Origin of the sequence: Cohnella sp. GCM10012308, from assembly GCF_042649185.1 — a bacterium.
Classification (GTDB): Bacteria; Bacillota; Bacilli; order Paenibacillales; family Paenibacillaceae; genus Cohnella.
The window spans coordinates 21,426-38,759 of record NZ_JBHRYU010000024.1; the positions used below are offsets into that span (position 1 = coordinate 21,426).

The 17,334-nt window shown below is 61.5% G+C and carries 16 protein-coding genes; 5 read left to right on the plus strand and 11 right to left on the minus strand.

Annotated elements, in window-relative coordinates; translation table 11 throughout:
- Nucleotides 1-106: 106 nt before the first annotated feature.
- The 7 genes from ACFOTD_RS22555 to spoVAC form a co-directional block, all read right to left on the minus strand.
- Entirely contained in the window at nucleotides 107-2,350 is a 2,244-nt protein-coding gene (locus ACFOTD_RS22555) for a DUF4129 domain-containing transglutaminase family protein (RefSeq protein WP_378122287.1), read from the minus strand.
- A 5-nt stretch (nucleotides 2,351-2,355) separates the two neighbouring features.
- Entirely contained in the window at nucleotides 2,356-3,597 is a 1,242-nt protein-coding gene (locus tag ACFOTD_RS22560; protein WP_378122194.1) for a DUF58 domain-containing protein, read from the minus strand.
- A 2-nt stretch (nucleotides 3,598-3,599) separates the two neighbouring features.
- Nucleotides 3,600-4,553, minus strand: a complete 954-nt coding sequence (locus tag ACFOTD_RS22565) for an AAA family ATPase (RefSeq protein WP_378122195.1) — start codon at nucleotides 4,551-4,553, stop codon at nucleotides 3,600-3,602.
- Nucleotides 4,554-4,686: 133 nt separating this feature from the next.
- Complete coding sequence (locus ACFOTD_RS22570; protein ID WP_378122196.1) at nucleotides 4,687-4,815, minus strand: hypothetical protein; 129 nt, start codon at nucleotides 4,813-4,815, stop codon at nucleotides 4,687-4,689.
- Nucleotides 4,816-4,859: 44 nt separating this feature from the next.
- On the minus strand, nucleotides 4,860-5,210 hold the full coding sequence (spoVAE, locus tag ACFOTD_RS22575; RefSeq protein WP_378122197.1) for a stage V sporulation protein AE: 351 nt from the start codon (nucleotides 5,208-5,210) through the stop codon (nucleotides 4,860-4,862).
- A 23-nt stretch (nucleotides 5,211-5,233) separates the two neighbouring features.
- Nucleotides 5,234-6,238 (minus strand): stage V sporulation protein AD, encoded by a 1,005-nt coding sequence (spoVAD, locus tag ACFOTD_RS22580; protein WP_378122198.1) that lies wholly within the window; start codon nucleotides 6,236-6,238, stop codon nucleotides 5,234-5,236.
- Nucleotides 6,238-6,732, minus strand: coding sequence for a stage V sporulation protein AC (gene spoVAC, locus ACFOTD_RS22585; protein ID WP_090114875.1), 495 nt, complete (start codon nucleotides 6,730-6,732; stop codon nucleotides 6,238-6,240). Before spoVAC ends, spoVAD begins: the two co-directional genes overlap by 1 nt.
- A 213-nt stretch (nucleotides 6,733-6,945) precedes the next feature.
- Between spoVAC and sigK the strand changes: the two genes are divergently transcribed.
- A complete protein-coding gene (sigK, locus tag ACFOTD_RS22590; RefSeq protein ID WP_090114873.1) occupies nucleotides 6,946-7,650 on the plus strand; it encodes an RNA polymerase sporulation sigma factor SigK in 705 nt (234 codons plus the stop codon).
- Between the two features lie 81 nt (nucleotides 7,651-7,731).
- Here the strand turns inward: sigK and ACFOTD_RS22595 are convergent, their stop codons facing one another.
- From ACFOTD_RS22595 to ACFOTD_RS22605, 3 genes are all read right to left on the minus strand, one after another.
- Nucleotides 7,732-8,082, minus strand: coding sequence for a hypothetical protein (locus tag ACFOTD_RS22595; RefSeq protein WP_378122199.1), 351 nt, complete (start codon nucleotides 8,080-8,082; stop codon nucleotides 7,732-7,734).
- Between the two features lie 89 nt (nucleotides 8,083-8,171).
- Nucleotides 8,172-11,264, minus strand: coding sequence for an AAA family ATPase (locus ACFOTD_RS22600; RefSeq protein WP_378122200.1), 3,093 nt, complete (start codon nucleotides 11,262-11,264; stop codon nucleotides 8,172-8,174).
- Nucleotides 11,221-12,426, minus strand: coding sequence for an exonuclease SbcCD subunit D (locus tag ACFOTD_RS22605; protein ID WP_378122201.1), 1,206 nt, complete (start codon nucleotides 12,424-12,426; stop codon nucleotides 11,221-11,223). Before ACFOTD_RS22605 ends, ACFOTD_RS22600 begins: the two co-directional genes overlap by 44 nt.
- Before the next feature lie 221 nt (nucleotides 12,427-12,647).
- Here ACFOTD_RS22605 and ACFOTD_RS22610 point away from each other — a divergent pair, with 221 nt between their 5' ends.
- The 4 genes from ACFOTD_RS22610 (at nucleotide 12,648) to ACFOTD_RS22625 (ending at nucleotide 16,796) form a co-directional block, all read left to right on the plus strand.
- Nucleotides 12,648-13,142 (plus strand): DUF2269 family protein, encoded by a 495-nt coding sequence (locus ACFOTD_RS22610; RefSeq protein ID WP_378122202.1) that lies wholly within the window; start codon nucleotides 12,648-12,650, stop codon nucleotides 13,140-13,142.
- A gap of 178 nt (nucleotides 13,143-13,320) precedes the next feature.
- Nucleotides 13,321-13,986: a 3'-5' exonuclease gene (locus ACFOTD_RS22615; protein ID WP_378122203.1), complete on the plus strand. Its 666-nt coding sequence runs from the start codon at nucleotides 13,321-13,323 to the stop codon at nucleotides 13,984-13,986.
- A gap of 208 nt (nucleotides 13,987-14,194) precedes the next feature.
- Nucleotides 14,195-15,865 carry a dihydroxy-acid dehydratase gene (ilvD, locus tag ACFOTD_RS22620; protein ID WP_090115441.1) on the plus strand — a complete coding sequence of 557 codons (1,671 nt, stop codon included), beginning with the start codon at nucleotides 14,195-14,197 and terminating at the stop codon, nucleotides 15,863-15,865.
- Between the two features lie 235 nt (nucleotides 15,866-16,100).
- On the plus strand, nucleotides 16,101-16,796 hold the full coding sequence (locus ACFOTD_RS22625) for a G1 family glutamic endopeptidase (protein ID WP_378122205.1): 696 nt from the start codon (nucleotides 16,101-16,103) through the stop codon (nucleotides 16,794-16,796).
- 68 nt (nucleotides 16,797-16,864) lie between these two features.
- Here ACFOTD_RS22625 and ACFOTD_RS22630 read toward each other — a convergent pair whose 3' ends face one another.
- Nucleotides 16,865-17,050 (minus strand): hypothetical protein, encoded by a 186-nt coding sequence (locus ACFOTD_RS22630; RefSeq protein WP_378122206.1) that lies wholly within the window; start codon nucleotides 17,048-17,050, stop codon nucleotides 16,865-16,867.
- Nucleotides 17,051-17,334 lie beyond the last annotated feature (284 nt).

A 17,334-nucleotide genomic window follows, 5' to 3' on the forward strand; every position in this document is an offset into this window, starting at 1 on the left:
CACCCGCCCCGGCCTTGCAAAAGGGAAAGCTGGCGCGGCGCCGACGAGCGGCGTATTGCGCGGAAATAGAAGAAGGAGCGCCGCGATCGGCACTCCCTCTTATACGTTATAAGGATTTGCGGATCTTGTCGGCCATGGCGGTGAACTGCTCCAGATCGCCTTCTCCTGCGGCTTGGCCGCCGTAACGGGCGGATTCGAACTTGCGCAGCACGCCTTCGAATTCGGGCTGCAAGGAAGAGAAGCGTCCGCTCCAGGCGGCGAACGATTCGCGCAGCGTATCATGCTGGCTGCGCCTCAGACCGCGCCTGCCGAGGAAGGCGATCAAGCGCTCCATCTCGCGCACGATCCGCTGATTCGGCGTCGCGCCGCGGTAACGGACGCGGCGCCATACCGTCGCCGTCCAGGCGCGCCGGCGGACGAGCAGCGCGGCGATGCCGACGACGAGCAGCGAGCCGCCCGCAATCGTCCAAGTCGTGGCGGACCAGCCGTCGTCTTGCGCTGCCGTCTCCGTCTCTTCGGAAGCGGCGTCGTCTGCGTCGACCGTCGGATCCGGCGTTGCGACCGGCGCGGTTTGGGCGATCGGCTGCGGAACGGTAAAGCCCGACGTCGGCTCGAACGGAACCCAGCCAACGCCTTCAAAGTATACTTCCGCCCAGGAATGCGCGTCCGCATTGCGAACGGTATACGTGCCGGCGCCGTTCGGATCCGCGATATACCCAAGCCCGCTGCGGATCCCGTCCTCGTCCATCTGGTTGGTGCCCGTTGCGTAGCCTTTGACCCAACGCGTCGGCAATCCCAGCGACCGGGCCAGCACGACAAATGCGGTGGAATAATAATCGCAGTACCCTTCCTTGATCTCGAACAGGAAGGCGTCGACGATATCTTTGCTTTTCTGAAGGCTAACGTCCGGCGTATTCGTGTACAAATAATTCGTTCTCAGGTAAGTTTCCAGCGCCTTCGCCGCGTCGTAATCGTTGTTCGCCTCCGCGGTTATCGAGACGGCCAGTTCCGAGACCCGGCTCGGAATCTCCGGCAGCTGCTCGTATGGCGCCAGATCGAAAGGCGCTTCGGCTTCCTTCGACCGGGTCGTCCGCAGCTTATCTTCGTCGATAACGATCATGTCGGATACGACCGTATAGGATTCTACCGTGGCGGAGCGCTGGAACTTGAGCTCCTGCTCTTCCTTGTTCCAGGTCAGCCTCGCATTGTTGTTTACGCCCTGCCATTCGGACAGGCCGCCGATCGCTCCCGCGCCGAACAGGACGGGAAGGCGGTCTTTGCGCAAAATGTGGAACGTCTGCGTAACCTTTTTCGTCTCGATGCCGCCCAGCGTAGGTTTGTCCGCCGGCAGCTCGGCTTCGCCGGGAGCCGCGGACGTCGTTTCCATGCCCTTGCGGTCCGTCCATCCTTGTCCGGTGTATACCGCCTTCGTCTCTCCGCGCCAGTAGGCCCGCTGGCTCGTGTCCACCGTCATGACGGGCGAATAATCGAATTCGAAGCCGCCGCCGATCTTGGCGTCGCTCCGTCCGTAACCCGACTTGGAAGAAGTCCCGGAACCCGTGCCGCTGCTGTCGGCGCCGCCGCCGATATAGCCGCCTTCGCCGGAAAAGGCCGGCACTTCTTTATTCTGGGCATGAAGCCAAAGCGTGTACGGATCCTCCAGCAGCACGGGAGCGCGCGGCACCGCGATGCCTGCCAGCATGAGCAGTCCGATGACGATGACGGCGGGCACGGCAAGCTCGAACGGGCGCTCGGCCAACGCGCTCCAGCTCTCGAAATGCCGTTCTCTAAGCTGCCTGAGATGAAGAACGACGAGCCATCCGAGCCCGGCGACTACGGCCCACGCGATGTTCGTCCAAAGCTCGAGCGGAAAAAAAGAATCGATGATGGCGAGGGTAGCGATCGACATCAGAATAAAGCCGATGGCCCTGATCTTGTTCGTGCCCAAATACGCCATATAATGAATGATCAGTACGACGCCCGCGGCGATCTCGAAAAACGGATGAAGCGGCTTGCCGTTCACGATCGCGAACTCGCGGAGCGCCTCCCATCCTTTTAACCCGTCCGGCCAGCCGGTCCATACGTAGGGCGTAAAAATCAGGACCGCCGTCAGCACGGCGGCCAGCTGTAAAATGATCCTGAGCGCGAACGCGCGGCTGACCAGAAGCTCGATCGCCGCCGCCGCCGCTACGGAAGCGTAGACGACCGCATACGTTTCCGGCCACCAATACTCTTTAAATACCTGTATCAGCTGCAGCACGATCACGATTACGAAAAGCCGGTGGAGCCGTTCCAGCACGAGCCTGCGGAAATAACCGCTCTCCGTCCGGCGTCCTGCGCTTGCAATCATCGTATTCAAGCGGTGCCCGCCTCCAATGCCTTCGGAAGTTCCTCCAGGCGCGTAATCGAGCAGAGCTCCCATTGCCTGCCGCGGAACGTCCGCGACCACTGCTGCAGACGTTCGGACGGCTCGGCTTGCGGCGTCCGCTCTGCGATATGGATATGGCTCGGACCGGCCCGTCTGGCCGACAAGCCTTCGAGCGCGAACAGCGTCTCGTCCTCCATCGACGGACTGACGAGCACGTAGCTCGCCCCGGCTTCGAACTTCTCCGCCGTCTTGCGGAGCACGCGGTCAAGCGCCTCTTCCCCGTCGGCCTCGACGTCGATGAGATGCTCCGTAAGCAGATCCCGATTCACCGGAATCTTGCCGGCGCCGAACCACGCGGTTTCCTTGCCGGCGGACACGAAGCCGACCGGCATTCCCCTTCGGAGCGCAAGATTCAGCAGCGAGGAAGCCGTCGACACGGCCAGCTCGAAGGCGTCCGCGCTTCGGTAAGCGCCCGCCCGCCGGTCCAGCACGATGACGAAGCGGGGCAGCGCTTCGCGCTCGTACTCCTTGGACTTCCACTGCCCCGTGCGTGCGGTCGCATTCCAGTGGATGCGCGACATCCGGTCGCCGTGGATGTAATCCCTGACGCCGTCGATCTGCGTCGTCTCCCGCGCCCAGAGAGAGCTGGCGCGCTGCTCGATCTGACCGGTGCGCGCCTTTCTCAGATGACGCCACTCCTGCAGCTCGATCGTGCGCGGCAGCACTTTGATATACAGCTCTTCGCGGAATGCGCCGTGATGCTCGAACAAACCGAAAATATCCCGGGTCGAGCACTTGGTCTCCAGAAATTGATAGCGTCCGCGCCGAAGCGGCGCGGATTCGTACTCGACCTGTCCTCGCCGCTTGTAGTCGGGCACGAAGGACAACTCGTACTCCTGAAGATCCGATCCGCTTAAGCGCACCAGCCGCTCGCGGACGATCACGTAAGGCAGCGGCCAGAAGCCCGGGACATGCAGCCGCAGCCGAACCTTGAGCCGCGAACCCGCCGCGTACAGGCCGTCCTGGCCGGCAACGGCGCCTAGCTCACGCTTGCCCTGAATGCCGCCGATGCCGCTCCACCGTCCCAGGAGCAGGTAAAGACCCAGCCCGTTCATGATCACGAACAGCATCAACGAAGTTTTGCCGCCCTGGAAAACGACAAACGATAAGGCTACCAAATACAAGATTCCGCAGAACCAGCCGAAGCGGACCTGAGGCAGGCGCTTCATGCTCAACGCTCCAGCGCCACCGGCACCGGCAGCTGCTTGAGAACTTCCTGCAGGACGCCTCCGGCCGTAGCGCCCTGCATGCGGGCTTCGGACCGAAGGTGGAGACGGTGCGCGAGAACGAACGGCGCGGATATCTTGATATCGTCAGGTATGACGAAATTGCGGTGTTGAAGGAAGGCATACGCCTTCGCGCAGGCAGCGAGCGCGACCGAAGCGCGCGGGCTGGCGCCGAGCAGCACCGAAGGATGCTTGCGCGTCGAACGGATCAGCTGCACCAGATAGTCGGCCACGCCGCCGTCCAGATGGCAGCCGGCCGCCAGGCGCTGGATGCTAATGATGTCCTCCGCCATGGCGACGGATTCGAGCAGGTCCGCGGCGCGAGACGTGCCCGGCTCGAGCACCAGCCTTTTCTCCGACTCCTCGTCCGGGTAGCCGAGCGAGATCTTCATCAGAAAGCGGTCGAGCTGCGCCTCCGGCAGGTTATAGGTGCCCTCGAACTCGATCGGGTTCTGCGTGGCAAATAAAATAAACGGCTGCGGCAACGGGTATGTAACCCCGTCGACGGACACGTGGCGCTCCTCCATCGCCTCGAGCAGCGCGGACTGCGTCTTGGTCGTCGCCCGGTTGATCTCGTCGGCGAGCAGCAAATTGGACATGACCGGGCCCGGCCTGAACACGAATTGCTCTTGCTTCGGATGATAAATGGATACGCCGGTGATGTCGGTAGGCAGGAGATCGGGATTGCACTGGATCCGATGGAACGTACCGCCGATCGATCGCGCGAGCGCCTTGACCAGCTGCGTCTTGCCGGTCCCCGGCACGTCTTCGATCAGCACGTGCCCCCCCGCGACCAGGGCGGTCAGCAGCCAGGCGATTTCGTCTTTTTTTCCGTATATACAAGATTCCATATTGCGTCTGATCGAATCTAATAATTGCATGGCGGTCTGTTGTTCCATTGAGGTCCCTCCTAATGGGATCTGGCGGTAGTCGGACGGTAGTCGGACGCTACTCTACTATTATACTTGATGGGGATTCGGGACTACAATTTTGCAAATCTCCAAATAATCATAGAAAAAAAGCCAATTCGCGCTAGGCGAACCGGCAGTTGGAAATAGGTACGGCGACCCGCAAACCGTGCAGAACGCGGCAAACCGCGCCCGCAAGCGAATCGCGCAGCTTCTGCAAGCAGGCGCGGCTCCACGGCTTCGCACCGCTCATGTCTTCCTAAAATTTACTTAAACAGGATTTAGTTAAACCGGGGCTCAGCCTTTTGGCTTCACTGCCAGCGCGGCCAAAAACGAGAATATGATCGCCGCCGAAATGCCGGCGCTCGTAATCTGGAAGATGCCGGTTATGATCCCGATCCAACCGACCTCCTGCAGCTCGCTCAGCGCGCCGTGGACGAGCGCGTTGCCAAAACTGGTAATAGGGACGGTCGCCCCCGCTCCCGCGAAATCCACGAGCGGATCGTACAGGCCGAGTCCGTCCAGCGCCGCTCCGGCGACGACGAGCGTCGCCATCGTATGGGCGGGCGTCAGCTTGGCGACGTCGAACAGCAGCTGGCCGACGATGCAGATCGCTCCGCCGACCAGAAATGCCCACAAGTATTGCATGATTTGTCCTCCTCAGGATCGTGTTAACGTTCGATGGATACGGCGTGCGCGATGCAAGGAATGCTCTCCCCTTGTTGAAAGGACAGCGGGGAGAGCAGCGCCCCGGTCGCAACGACGAGCAGCCGGCTCAGCTCTCCCTTCGCGAGCAGCTTAAGCAAATGCCCGTACGTGACGGTCGCGGAGCACGCGCAGCCGCTGCCCCCGGCCTGGACCGTCTGCTTGGCAAGGTCGTAAACGAGCAGGCCGCAGTCGTTAAACTGCGTCTCCGCGATCGGTACGCCATGCCGCTTAAGCAGGTCGGCGGCGATCGGATGGCCGAAGGACGCCAGATCGCCCGTGACGATCAAATCGTAGTAGCCCGGCTCGCGGCCGGTCTCCTGCAGATGCGCCTGGATCGTATCCACGGCGGCCGGCGCCATCGCCGAACCCATGTCGAACGGATCCTTGAGCCCGAGGTCCATAATCCGCCCGATCGTAACCGAAGTGATCCGCGGCCCGTCGCCTTCCGCCGCGACGACGGCGGCGCCCGCGCCGGTCACCGTGTATTGCGCGGTCGGCGGTTTCTGCGAGCCGTATTCGGTCGGGTAGCGGAACTGCTTTTCGGCCGTGCAGTTATGGCTGCTCGTACCCGCCATTGCGTATCTGGCCGCTCCTGTCGATACCAGCAGCGCGGCCAGCCCCAGCGACTCCATCGAGGTCGAGCAGGCGCCGAAGACGCCCAAATAAGGCGCGCCGAGCGTGCGGGCGGCGAACGTGCTGCTGATGATCTGATTGATCAGATCGCCGCCGATATAGAAGTTGATCTTGTCCTTCGAGATCGCTGCCTTGGAGAGCGCGATATCCGAGGCTTGCTCGAGCATGAGCCGCTCTGCCTTTTCCCAGCTCGGCTGCTGGATCGTCATGTCGGGATGCACGAGGTCGAAGTCCGCCGCCAGCGGACCTTCGCCTTCGTCGGGGCCGACGACGGTTCCTGTGCCCAATATGACCGGCGGCTTGTCGAAGATCCACGTTCGCCTGCCCTGAAGCATCAGTGACTCACCCCCAGGATCCAATAGACGATCCCCACGAAAAAGGCGGCAACGGTCCCGAAGACGATGACGGAGCCCGCCAGCTTGAACATATTGGCGCCGACGCCGAGCACGAGTCCCTCGCTTCGATGCTCGATCGCCGCCGAGCACATCGAATTGGCGAAGCCGGTAACGGGAACCGCCGTCCCGGCGCCCGCCCATTGCGCGATCTTATCGTATACGCCCAAGCAAGTCAGAATGACCGAGATCAGAATCATGACGGCCACTGTCGGATTGCCCGCCTGTCTGCTCGTCATGTCGAATGCGGCCATAAAAAAATGCTGCACGCCTTCGCCGATGAAGCAGATGAAGCCTCCGACCAAAAACGCGCGGACGCAATTGGCGAATACGGGCCGCGAAGGCTGCCGGCTTTTCGCGAATTGCTGATATTCCTTGGGCGACATGGACAACGGCTTGTATGAAGCTGGGCCTCTTCCGGCCTCTTTGGTTGCCATGGCTGCCATCCCCTTTCCGGTTCGGACTGTAGTCCCAATCATTATTTGCCGAGGGGATGAAGGTTATGGATGGGAATAGGTGGGGAACGCCGCTTGGAAACGGTCGAAGCAGCCGTCCTTTTTGCTCCTGACAGGCACGGATGGGCGCCGGCCCACATACAATGGTTAATGGTCGCTCGTCAACCTGAACTTACAACCGGAGGAGGCCGTCACGTGCCCGGATTCTTTACCTCGATAGCGCTCTTCATCAAGCAGCTCTCCTTGCTCGTCTCTTATGTCAAAAACAACGCGTTTCCCCAGCCCCTGTCCGAGCAGGAGGAAAGCAAATACTTAGGCCTCATGGCGGAGGGCGACGCCAGAGCGCGCAACCTGCTGATCGAGCACAATCTGCGGCTGGTCGCGCATATCGTCAAAAAGTTCGACAATACCGGCGAGGATCTCGAAGATCTGATCTCGATCGGCACGATCGGCCTCATCAAGGCCATCGAGAGCTTCCAAGTCGGCAAGGGAACCAAGCTCGCTACTTTCGCGGCACGTTGTATAGAAAACGAAATCCTCATGCATCTCAGGTCGCTGAAGAAAACGCGCAAGGACGTTTCTCTCCACGATCCGATCGGAACCGACAAAGAAGGCAACGAGATTACTTTGCAGGACATTTTGGGCAGCGAGCCCGACGACGTCGTCGAGAAGGTGCAGCTTAAAATCGAGAAGAGCAAAATCTATCAAAATCTCGATATTCTCGACGAGCGGGAGCAGGAGGTCATCCGTGGCCGGTTCGGCCTGGACGGCAAAGGCGGGGACGAACGCACCCAGCGCGAGATCGCGCGGGAGCTCGGCATCAGCAGAAGCTACGTATCGCGAATTGAAAAGCGGGCGCTTATGAAGCTGTACCACGAGTTTTACAAGGCTAAAAAATAGCGCGCAAAAAGCGGGCTGCTCCCATTTGCTTCAGGGACAGCCCGCTTTTGCGCGCATACGGCCAGCTATGCGGCGCGTTCGCTACTCCCGCTCCACGTGGACCAGGGCGATTTTCTTTAATGCATACGTTCCGAAAAGCTGCTCTTCCTTCAGGACCTTCAACTTTACGAGCCCTGCAAGCTTCGACGGGTCCGCGCGGGAAATGAGCCGCCACAGCTCGTCGTCGGGGAGCGCCGCCTTTATTTTCTCGTCGTCGTATTCCCTTCGCTCCTGCTGCACGATCTTCACGCTGTAGCCCCCGAGCTCGGTCTCGGACAGCCCCTCCGCCTCGCAAAACGTCAAGATTTGCCCGCGGAGCTCCGACAGCTCTTTTTCGATTTCCTTTTGTTTGCTTTTCAGATCGTAAAACCGCTTGACCGCAGCCTTGTCCAAACGCCCCACGCCTCTCGTCTTTTTGTACCATGTATATGACGGGAGGTACCGGTATAGACAAAAGATCCATGCATGCGGCCGAATTCGGCTTAACTGATGCGGAACTTCGTATAGCTGCAGCCGTCGGCCGATTTTTTCACCTCGAGCACGGCCGGAATCGCCTGCTTGAGCTCCTGCACGTGCGAAATGATGCCGATCATCCGCCCTGTCTGCTGGAGCTGGACGAGCGTGTCGACCGCCTTGCTCAGGGATTCTTCGTCAAGCGAGCCGAAGCCTTCGTCGATGAACATCGTCTCGAGCGATACGCCGCCCTCGTAGGCCTGGATCACGTCCGCCATGCCGAGCGCGAGGCAAAGCGAAGCGTTAAACTTCTCGCCGCCGGAGAGCGTCTTCACATCGCGAAGCTGGCCCGTGTAGTTGTCGAAGACGTCAAGCCCGAGCCCGCTTTGCTTGCCGTGCTTTTCCCGGCGGTCGCTGCGCACGAGATAGAACTGGCCGCCGGATATCGTCCGCAGCCGCAGGTTGGCCGCCGAGAGAATGCGGTCGAGAAACTCGACGAGCAGGTAGCGCTCGAACGAAATCTTGTGCCGGTTGTCGCCGCGCACGACATCGTACAGATCCTTGACGAGCTGGAAATCGCGCTCCGAGTTCCGCCACTTGCCTTCGGCTTCCAGCAAATTCGCGCGCCCTTCGGCGCCTTTATCCAGATACGCCTGCGCCTCGCGCAGCGAGAGGCGCGTCGCCTCCGCCTGCCGCTCCATCCGCTCCGCTTCCTCCGCGAGCGCGGCCAGATCGGCGCGTTCCTTGCCTTGAAGCTGGATGCCCAGCTCTTCAATCTGCCGCACGACCGCCGCGAGTCCGGCCATGAATCGCTCGATCTCCGCCTTCATGTCCGCGATGTCCAGCTCCGGCAGCTTGGCCGCCCGGTAATCCGCCTCCGAGGCGAAGCCCGCCCGCGCCAGCTCCGCGGCGAAGTCGCCCTGCGCCTCCGCCAGCCGCGCCCTCGCTTCGATCAATTGGCGCTCCGCGCCGTCCAAGTGCGCCTTCGCAGCCGCGTGGCGTTCGCCCGCTTGCCGCAGCTGCTCTTGCGCGAGACGCCAGGCCGCGTCCAGACGCTCCTTGGCCTGCTCCGCCTCGCGGAGCAGCCGCTGCAGCGCCTCAAGCGTCCGCTGCCCCTCGGGAAGACCGGCCAGCGTCCGGTCGTAAACTGCCTGCGCCGCGGCATAGGCCGTACGCCGCTCCTGCGACACGGCCGACCGGCGCTCCTTGTCCGCGGCCGCGGCTTCGAGCGCGTCCTCTTCCTCCGCCAGCTTGCGCCGCAGCTCGTCCAGCGCGGCCTGCTCCGCCTTGAGTCCGTCCACCCGAACGCGCATCCGCTTGCCGTTCTCGACGAGCTCCGCGTATGCCGTCTCCGCCTGACCGGGGTCGCGCCCGCTTCGCTTAATCTCTCCCGCTTTGTCCCGCAACTGCGCGTCCGTGTGCTCCCGCTTCGTCTTCGCCGCCAGGTACAGGGTCTCGCGCTCCGCCTTTTCCGTACGCTGGCGATCGAGCGCCTCGCGCGTCGGCATATCGGCCGGCGGCTCGGCCGGACGGGGATGCGCCTCGCTGCCGCATACCGGACACGGCTTGCCGTCGTGCAGATGCGCAGCCAGCTGCCCGGCCTGGCCTTCGAGCCAACTCGCTTCCAGCGCCAGATAGCGCTTCGCCGCTTCCTCGTGCGCAAGGCGAAGCCCCGCTTCTTCCTCCGCCTGCGCCGCGGCCGAGCGCACGAGCAGCACATACTCGCGCAGCAGCGTCGCCTCCTGCAGCATCCGCTCGAAGCGCTCGGCGAGCGCCGGCAGCTCCCGCACCGCTTCCTCGCTCTGCCGCGCACGCTCGGCCAGCGCCTTGCGCGCCTCCTGCCGGGCTGCGGCCGCTGCTTCCGCCGCCTGCTGCTCCCGCAGCGCCGCCGCGGCTTCGCGCTCCAGCCTGCCGAGCGCCGCGCGGCGTTCCTCCAGCTCGCGGACCGCCGGCAGGTCGCGCGCAAGCCGCTCGAGCTCGCGCACGAGCGCGTCGCGCTGCCCGGCGCGCCCCTCCTCCTGCGCATGGCGCTCCTGCGCCGCGCCTAGCTCGGCCGCCGCGCGAGCGGATGCGTCCGCGGCCGACTGCCGAAGTCCCTCCGCCGCCTTCGCTTGCGCCTGCGCGCTCTCGCACAGCCGCTCCCGGACCTCGAGCGGCAGCGTCTTTTCCGCCAGGGCGAGCCTTCTCTTTTTCTCTTCCACCTCAGGAATGCGGGCTTCGAGCGCCTGACGTTCTGCCGCCTTGCGATCCAGCTCGCCGTAAAGCTCGTTCACGCGCGCCGCCGCATGATAACGTTCGACGAGCGATTTGTGCAGACGGCTCTCCTCGTCAAGCCGGGCTTGCCTGGCGGTCTTCTCGCCTTCGTAATAAGCCATCTCCTCGTCCAGCGCCTCGAGCACCTGATGCACGTTGAAGTGTTCCTGGCCGAATACGCGCGCGAGCGCCGTGTCTTCCCTCTGCGCAAGCGATAGCTTCAGGTTCGCCGCATGCATGTCAAGGTCGCGCCTCGCGAGCTCCCATTCGGACTGCGAGGCTTTTCGTTTTTCGTTCAAATACTCGGCGACGAACTTGAACAGATGCGTGCGAAAAATCCGCCGCATAATCTCTTCCTTATTCTCCGTATCCGAAGTGAGCAGCTTGCGGAATTCGCCCTGGGGGAGCATGACGATCTGGCCGAACTGGTCCTTGGTCAGTCCGAGCAGCATCTGCATCCGTTCGTTGATCTGCCGGACGGCATGTCGATCGACCATCATCGTCTCCTCGCCGCCCGTGGTTTCGACAAATTCGTACTTCTCGCCGGTCGCGCTCTTGTTGCCGGTCTTCACATGCGGCAGCTGCCGCAGGATGCGGTATGTACGGCGCTTCAGCTCGAACTCGAACTCGACGGACGTATACAGGTCGTCCGAGGCGAACTGGCTGCGCAGCATGCGGACGTCGCTGCGGTCCTCGCCGCTCGCTTCGCCGTACAGCGCAAAGCAGATCGCGTCGAAAATCGACGTCTTGCCCGCGCCCGTATTGCCCGACACGAGGAACAAGCGGTTGCCCGACAGCTCCGCGAAATCGATGACTTCCTTGTCCTTATACGGCCCGAACGCCGTCATCGTCAGCCGCACCGGCATCATGACGCTCATCCTCCTCGTTTTCGATATCCCGCAGCGCGGCAAGGAACAGGCGCTCCGTCTCCTCCGATGCCTCCCCGCCCTTCGCCTCCAGATAGAAGGCGCGGAACAGCGTCAGCATGTCCATGCCGGCTTTGCCTCCAGGCGCGGTCCCTTCTTCGGCAGCGGCCGCAACCTGCTGCATCGCAAGCTCGCGTTCTACGTGCATTGCGTTAGGGTAGACCGACCTGACGCGCTCCATCGGAGACAGCACCGGCTGCTCGTCCAGCAGCCTGACGTATATGTAATCCTCGCTCGGCGCCTGCCGCTCGATCTCTTCGATATACCCCCTCACCGTACGCATGTCGCGCCGCGGGACAAGCAGCCGCTTTTCGACCGAGGCGTTGCCTTGACCGTCCAGCTCCACGATCAGGTAGCCTTTCTGGTGGCGCTCCTCGGAGATCGAGTACTTAAGCGGCGATCCTGCGTAGCGGACCGTCTCCGACCCGACGAAGTGAGCCTGGTGCAAATGGCCGAGCGCCGTATAGTGGAAGCCCCGGAAATGCGCCGCGCTCACGTGCTCCGTGCCGCCGATCGAGAGCGGCCGCTCGGAATCGCTCGTATTGGGCTCCATTTCGCCGCGCGGCGTCACGAACGCATGTCCGACCAGCACATGCCGCGCTTCTTGATCCATCGCTCCGCGGATTCGCTCTGCGATCGCGGCCATTGCGCCGTCGTAGGAGCGAATCGTCTCGTCGCCCAGCGCGAGGCGCACGGCGGCCGGGTCGGCAAACGGCACGAGGTGGAAATGCACCGGCCCGTGCGCGTCGTGCAGCACGACGGGGCTTGCCGACGGATCGAATTCGCCGGCGATGTGAAGCCCCGCCGCCTTCATAAGGCCGCTCCCGAAGTTGAGCCGGCTCGGACTGTCGTGATTGCCGGAGATGGCGATCACCGGCGTCTTGAGCTCGAGCACGATGCGCTGCAGCGTGCGGTCCAGCAGGCCGACGGCGTCCGTCGGGGGCACCGCCCGATCGTACAGATCGCCGGCGATCACGACCGCGTCGGGCCGCTCCGTCTCGATATCGCGCATGAACTGCTCAAGCATATAGCGTTGATCTTCGGTCATGTATACGTTCTGGATCAATTTCCCCAGGTGCCAATCCGCGGTATGGAAAAATTTCAAAAGCAAACACCTTCTTGTCATTCTTTTTGTTCATTATACATCACCCTTCGCGCACGATGCGGCACGGAAAGGATTTCATGCCGCGTCATACCTGGCTAAAATTCGCCATTTTCAATATGACTCGTCATGCATTTCCGTCATGAAAAGTGGTGACAGCCCGCCTAAAAATACCGTGCTAGCATGGAATTAACCCGTTTATACGAGAGGAGAACGAATAAAAAATGTCTTTAACTGGATACGCTTATCTGGAGGAAAATTGGCTTAGCCTGCTCGTCGCCGTGCACGTGATCTCCGCGATCGTCGGCATCGGTCCGACCTATTTCGGCCATGTCCTGCTGCGCAAGGGCCAGACGCTCGGTCAGCTCCGCGACTCGCTGCGGCTGTCCGCCAAGCTCGAAATGTTCCCCAAAATTCTCGGCTCCCTCGCCGTGCTGTCCGGCCTCTTGCTCGTCTGGCTCGGCGATTACGGCTGGGATCAACTGTGGATTATCGCGGCCATCGCAGATTACGTACTCATTCAGATCGTCGTTATCGCCTTTATGGCTCGTGCGGCGGCCGACGTCGCGGCCAAGGCGCAAGCCGACACAAGCCCTGTCGACCGGCAAGCCTCGACCGAGCTGCAAGCCGGCGTCGCCAAGGTCAACGCGATCAATTATGTGGCAACCGTCCTCGGAATCGTTCTTTTCCTACTTATGTTTTTCAAGCCCACGCTTTAATGCGCTTTTCCGTACGGCCCGTGCCGGCGATCGCCCCTTCAGCGGGGCGGCTGCCGGCATTTTGCCGTGAACACCATGACAAATAATTGCCGGAGGACTATAATACGTAAAGCCGGACTATTATTACGCGATGTTCCGCGGGGCGCAGCGCCGCGCGAACGGCCCGAGGTGTGATTCCTTGACTTACATTGTATATGACCTGGAGATGACCGTTCGCCGGAAAAAGGGACAGATTGCCGAGATCATCGAGATCGGCGCGGCCAAGATCGGCCTTGTCGACGGCGTTCCGGGCATTCTCGATACGTTTCAAGCCTTTGTCAGGCCAACCGTCGTGCCGACCCTTTCTACCGATACGACCGCCTTCACCGGCATCACCCAGGACGATGTCGACGCCGCGAGCCGGCTTCCCGATGCGCTCGCCGCCTTCGTCTCCTGGATCGGTCCGGACGAATATTACTTGTGCGCCTGGGGACCCGACGACCTGCGTCAGCTGCTCCAGGAATGCCGCCAGATGCAGATCGATACGAACTGGATGATCAACCACAACAATCTGCAGAAAATGCTGTCCAAAGTGTTTAAGCTGGAAAAGCACCAGCAGATGGGGCTCAAGGCCGCGCTCGAGATGCTCGAGATCCCGTTTTCCGGCTCCCATCACCGCGCCCTCGACGATGCGCTCAATACGGCGCAGGTGCTCGTGAAGCTGCACGATCGCCTGACCTTCCGGCGCAACAAGCCGGCCGAGGAGCCGCAGACCGAATCCGAAGTCGTCTACAAGACGGGCCATTTCGAGAACCTGCCCTTTGCGGCGCTCTCGGGGCTGCTGCCTTCCGACCCGGACAATTAACGCCTTGAATCGACATGCGCCCCTCTGCCGACCGGCAGGGGGCGTTCGCGCATCGGCGCTCCGTCCGGGATTGCCTGCAATCGCCTTGGCGGCACAGTAGCCGTTAGGCGCCATCATGTGATAAAATTGTTTCTATTCGCACTTGTCCTACCCAGGTCCTAAGCACGGCATTCATAAGAAACGGGGGATTCTCACCATGGCTTCCAAAATGCGCTCCGATATGATCAAAAAAGGCTTCGACCGCGCGCCCCACCGCAGCTTGCTGCGCGCCGCGGGCGTTAAGGAAGAAGATTTCGGCAAACCCTTCATCGCCGTCTGCAACTCTTACCTCGACATCGTTCCGGGTCACGTTCACTTGCAGGAATTCGGCAAAATCGTCAAAGAAGCGATCCGCGAAGCGGGCGGCGTTCCGTTCGAGTTCAATACGATCGGCGTCGACGACGGCATCGCGATGGGTCACATCGGCATGCGGTATTCCCTGGCGAGCCGCGAGATCATCGCCGACTCCGTCGAGACGATGGTCAACGCCCACTGGTTCGACGGCATGGTCTGTATCCCGAACTGCGACAAGATCACGCCGGGCATGATGATGGCCGCGCTGCGCGTCAACATCCCGACGCTGTTCGTCAGCGGCGGACCGATGAAGGCCGGCCGCACCAAGGACGGCCGCGCCATCTCCCTGACCTCCGTCTTCGAGGGCGTAGGCGCCTATATGACGGGCAAGATCGACGAGCAGAGCCTGACCGAGCTCGAGCAGTTCGGCTGTCCGACCTGCGGCTCCTGCTCCGGCATGTTCACGGCCAATTCCATGAACTGCCTGGCCGAAGTGCTCGGTCTCGCGCTGCCGGGCAACGGCACGATCCTGGCCGTTGCGCCTGAACGCCGCGATTTCGTGAGAAAGTCCGCAGCCCAGCTGATGGAGCTCATCAAGAAAGACATCAAGCCGCGCGATATCGTCACGCTCGACTCGATCGACAACGCGTTCGCGCTGGACATGGCGATGGGCGGCTCGACCAACACCGTCCTTCACACGCTCGCGCTGGCGCATGAAGCCGGCATCGAATACCCGATCGAGCGCATCAACGAAGTGGCCAAGCGTACGCCTTACTTGTCCAAGCTGGCGCCGGCCTCCGACCACCACATCGAGGACCTGCACAACGCAGGCGGCGTGAGCGCCATCATCAACGAGCTGTTCAAGAAGGAAGGCACGCTGAAGGGCGACGTCATGACGGTGTCCGCCAAGACGCTCCGCGAAAACGTAGAAGGCGCCGAGATCACGGATCACTCCGTGATCCGTCCGATCGACGATCCGCATACGAAGGAAGGCGGCCTGTCCGTCATGTTCGGCAACCTGGCGCCGGGCGGCTCGATCATCAAGGTCGGCGCCGTGGACAAGTCTGTGGGCGGCTATCACCGCGGTCCGGCAATCTGCTTCGACTCGCAGGACGACGTGCTGCGCGGGCTGGCAGAGGGCAAGGTCAAGGAAGGCCACGTCGTCGTCATCCGCTACGAAGGCCCGAAGGGCGGTCCCGGCATGCCCGAGATGCTCGCGCCGACGTCGCAGATCGTCGGCATGGGTCTTGGCACAAAGGTCGGCCTGATCACCGACGGCCGGTTCTCCGGCGCTTCCCGCGGCATCGCCATCGGCCACATCTCGCCGGAAGCGGCGGAAGGCGGTCCTATCGCGTTCGTCGAGGACGGCGACATGATCGAGCTCGACATGAATAACCGTACGATCACCCTCGAAGTCAGCGACGAAGAGCTGGACCGCCGCCGCGCGAACTGGCCGGGCTTCGAGCCGAAGATCAAGCGCGGCTACCTGGCCCGCTACTCCGCGATGGTAACCAACGCCAGCCGCGGCGGCGTCATGAAGATGTAACGACAGATTACGCGAACCACCCGAAGAAGCGGGAGCCGACGGCTCCCGCTTCTTTTTCGTATCGAACTTTCGTATCTACCCTTCGTATCGACTATTCGTTTCGCCTCTTTTTATCAACCCTTCGTTCCCTCCAGGATCATACGCCCTCCATCATCGCCTGAATTTTAACTCTACCCATACGTTCCCCCCTTCCGCCGCATCACTTATAGCATCACGATAAAGGCGGTGAGGGCCTATGCCCAGAATGAGCCGACATATCCGATTGCAGCGTCCCTGCAAGTTAGTTCGGTCGGACAAGATTCAAAGCTCGGCTGTCGGTTGGAAGTCCGGCAACTGGAGCGGTTACGCACAATCCGGAAGCGCAGGCGCGTACAATCGAATCTCCGCGTACTGGACGGTCCCTTTTGTATTACCGTCGACGAAGCCTGTTTACTCGTCCGCCTGGATCGGCATCGACGGCTACAAAAACGGCAGCTTGATCCAGACCGGCACGGGACACGACTTCGCAAACGGCAGCGCGAGCTATTACGCTTGGTGGGAGATCCTCCCCGATGCCCAGACGGTCATCCCATATCCCGTTCATCCCGGCGATCGCATGTACGCCGCCATTGCAAACCAAGGGCGCGGCAAATGGTCGATCTCGCTGCGAAACTTAACGCGGGGCTGGCGGTTCCGAACCGTCCAAAGCTATAAGGGACCGCGAACGTCCGCAGAGTGGATCGTAGAAGCCCCGCAAGTCGGGAGCACGATCAGCAGCTTCGCAAGACTGACGCCGGTTGCATTCTCTTGCTGTCGCGTGAACGGGCGCAATCCCCGTCTTAAGCTCGACCAGCGAGGCATCATGGTTCAAAACAACCGGGTGGTGTCGATCCCTTCCCGCCCTAACCGAGCCGGCGACGCCTTCCTCGTTAGGGGCAGACGATTAAAGTAAAACTAACGAATGAACGGTAAAAACGGACATTGGACGCCGAGGTCCCGCCATGTGACGCTGTACAGCGTCTATTCGTCACTTTCGAAGCCGAGGCCGCGCCATGTAACGCTGTACAGCGTCTCTTTGCCACTTTCGACGCCGAGGTCCCGCCATGTGACGCTGTACAGCGTCTCTTTGCCGCTTTCGACGCCGAGACCGCGCCATGTAACGCTGTACAGCGTCTCTTTGCCACTTTCGACGCCGAGGTCCCGCATGTGACGCTGTACAGCCTCTCTTCGTCACTTTCGACGCCGAGGTCCCGCCATGTAACGCTGTACAGCGTCTCTTTGCCACTTTCGATGCGGAGGTCCCGCATGTAACGCTGTACAGCGTCTCTTTGACTCGATCGCGAGTCGAGTCACATATGAACGGTCCGTTCGCCACATGATTGAGCCGCAGAGTAGGTTGGACAGATTAAAAACACCCGAGAAATTCGAGAATTCCGAGGATTTCAAAAATTTCTTCTTTCGGGCCTGGACAAGGTAAGTTTCGTTGTCGG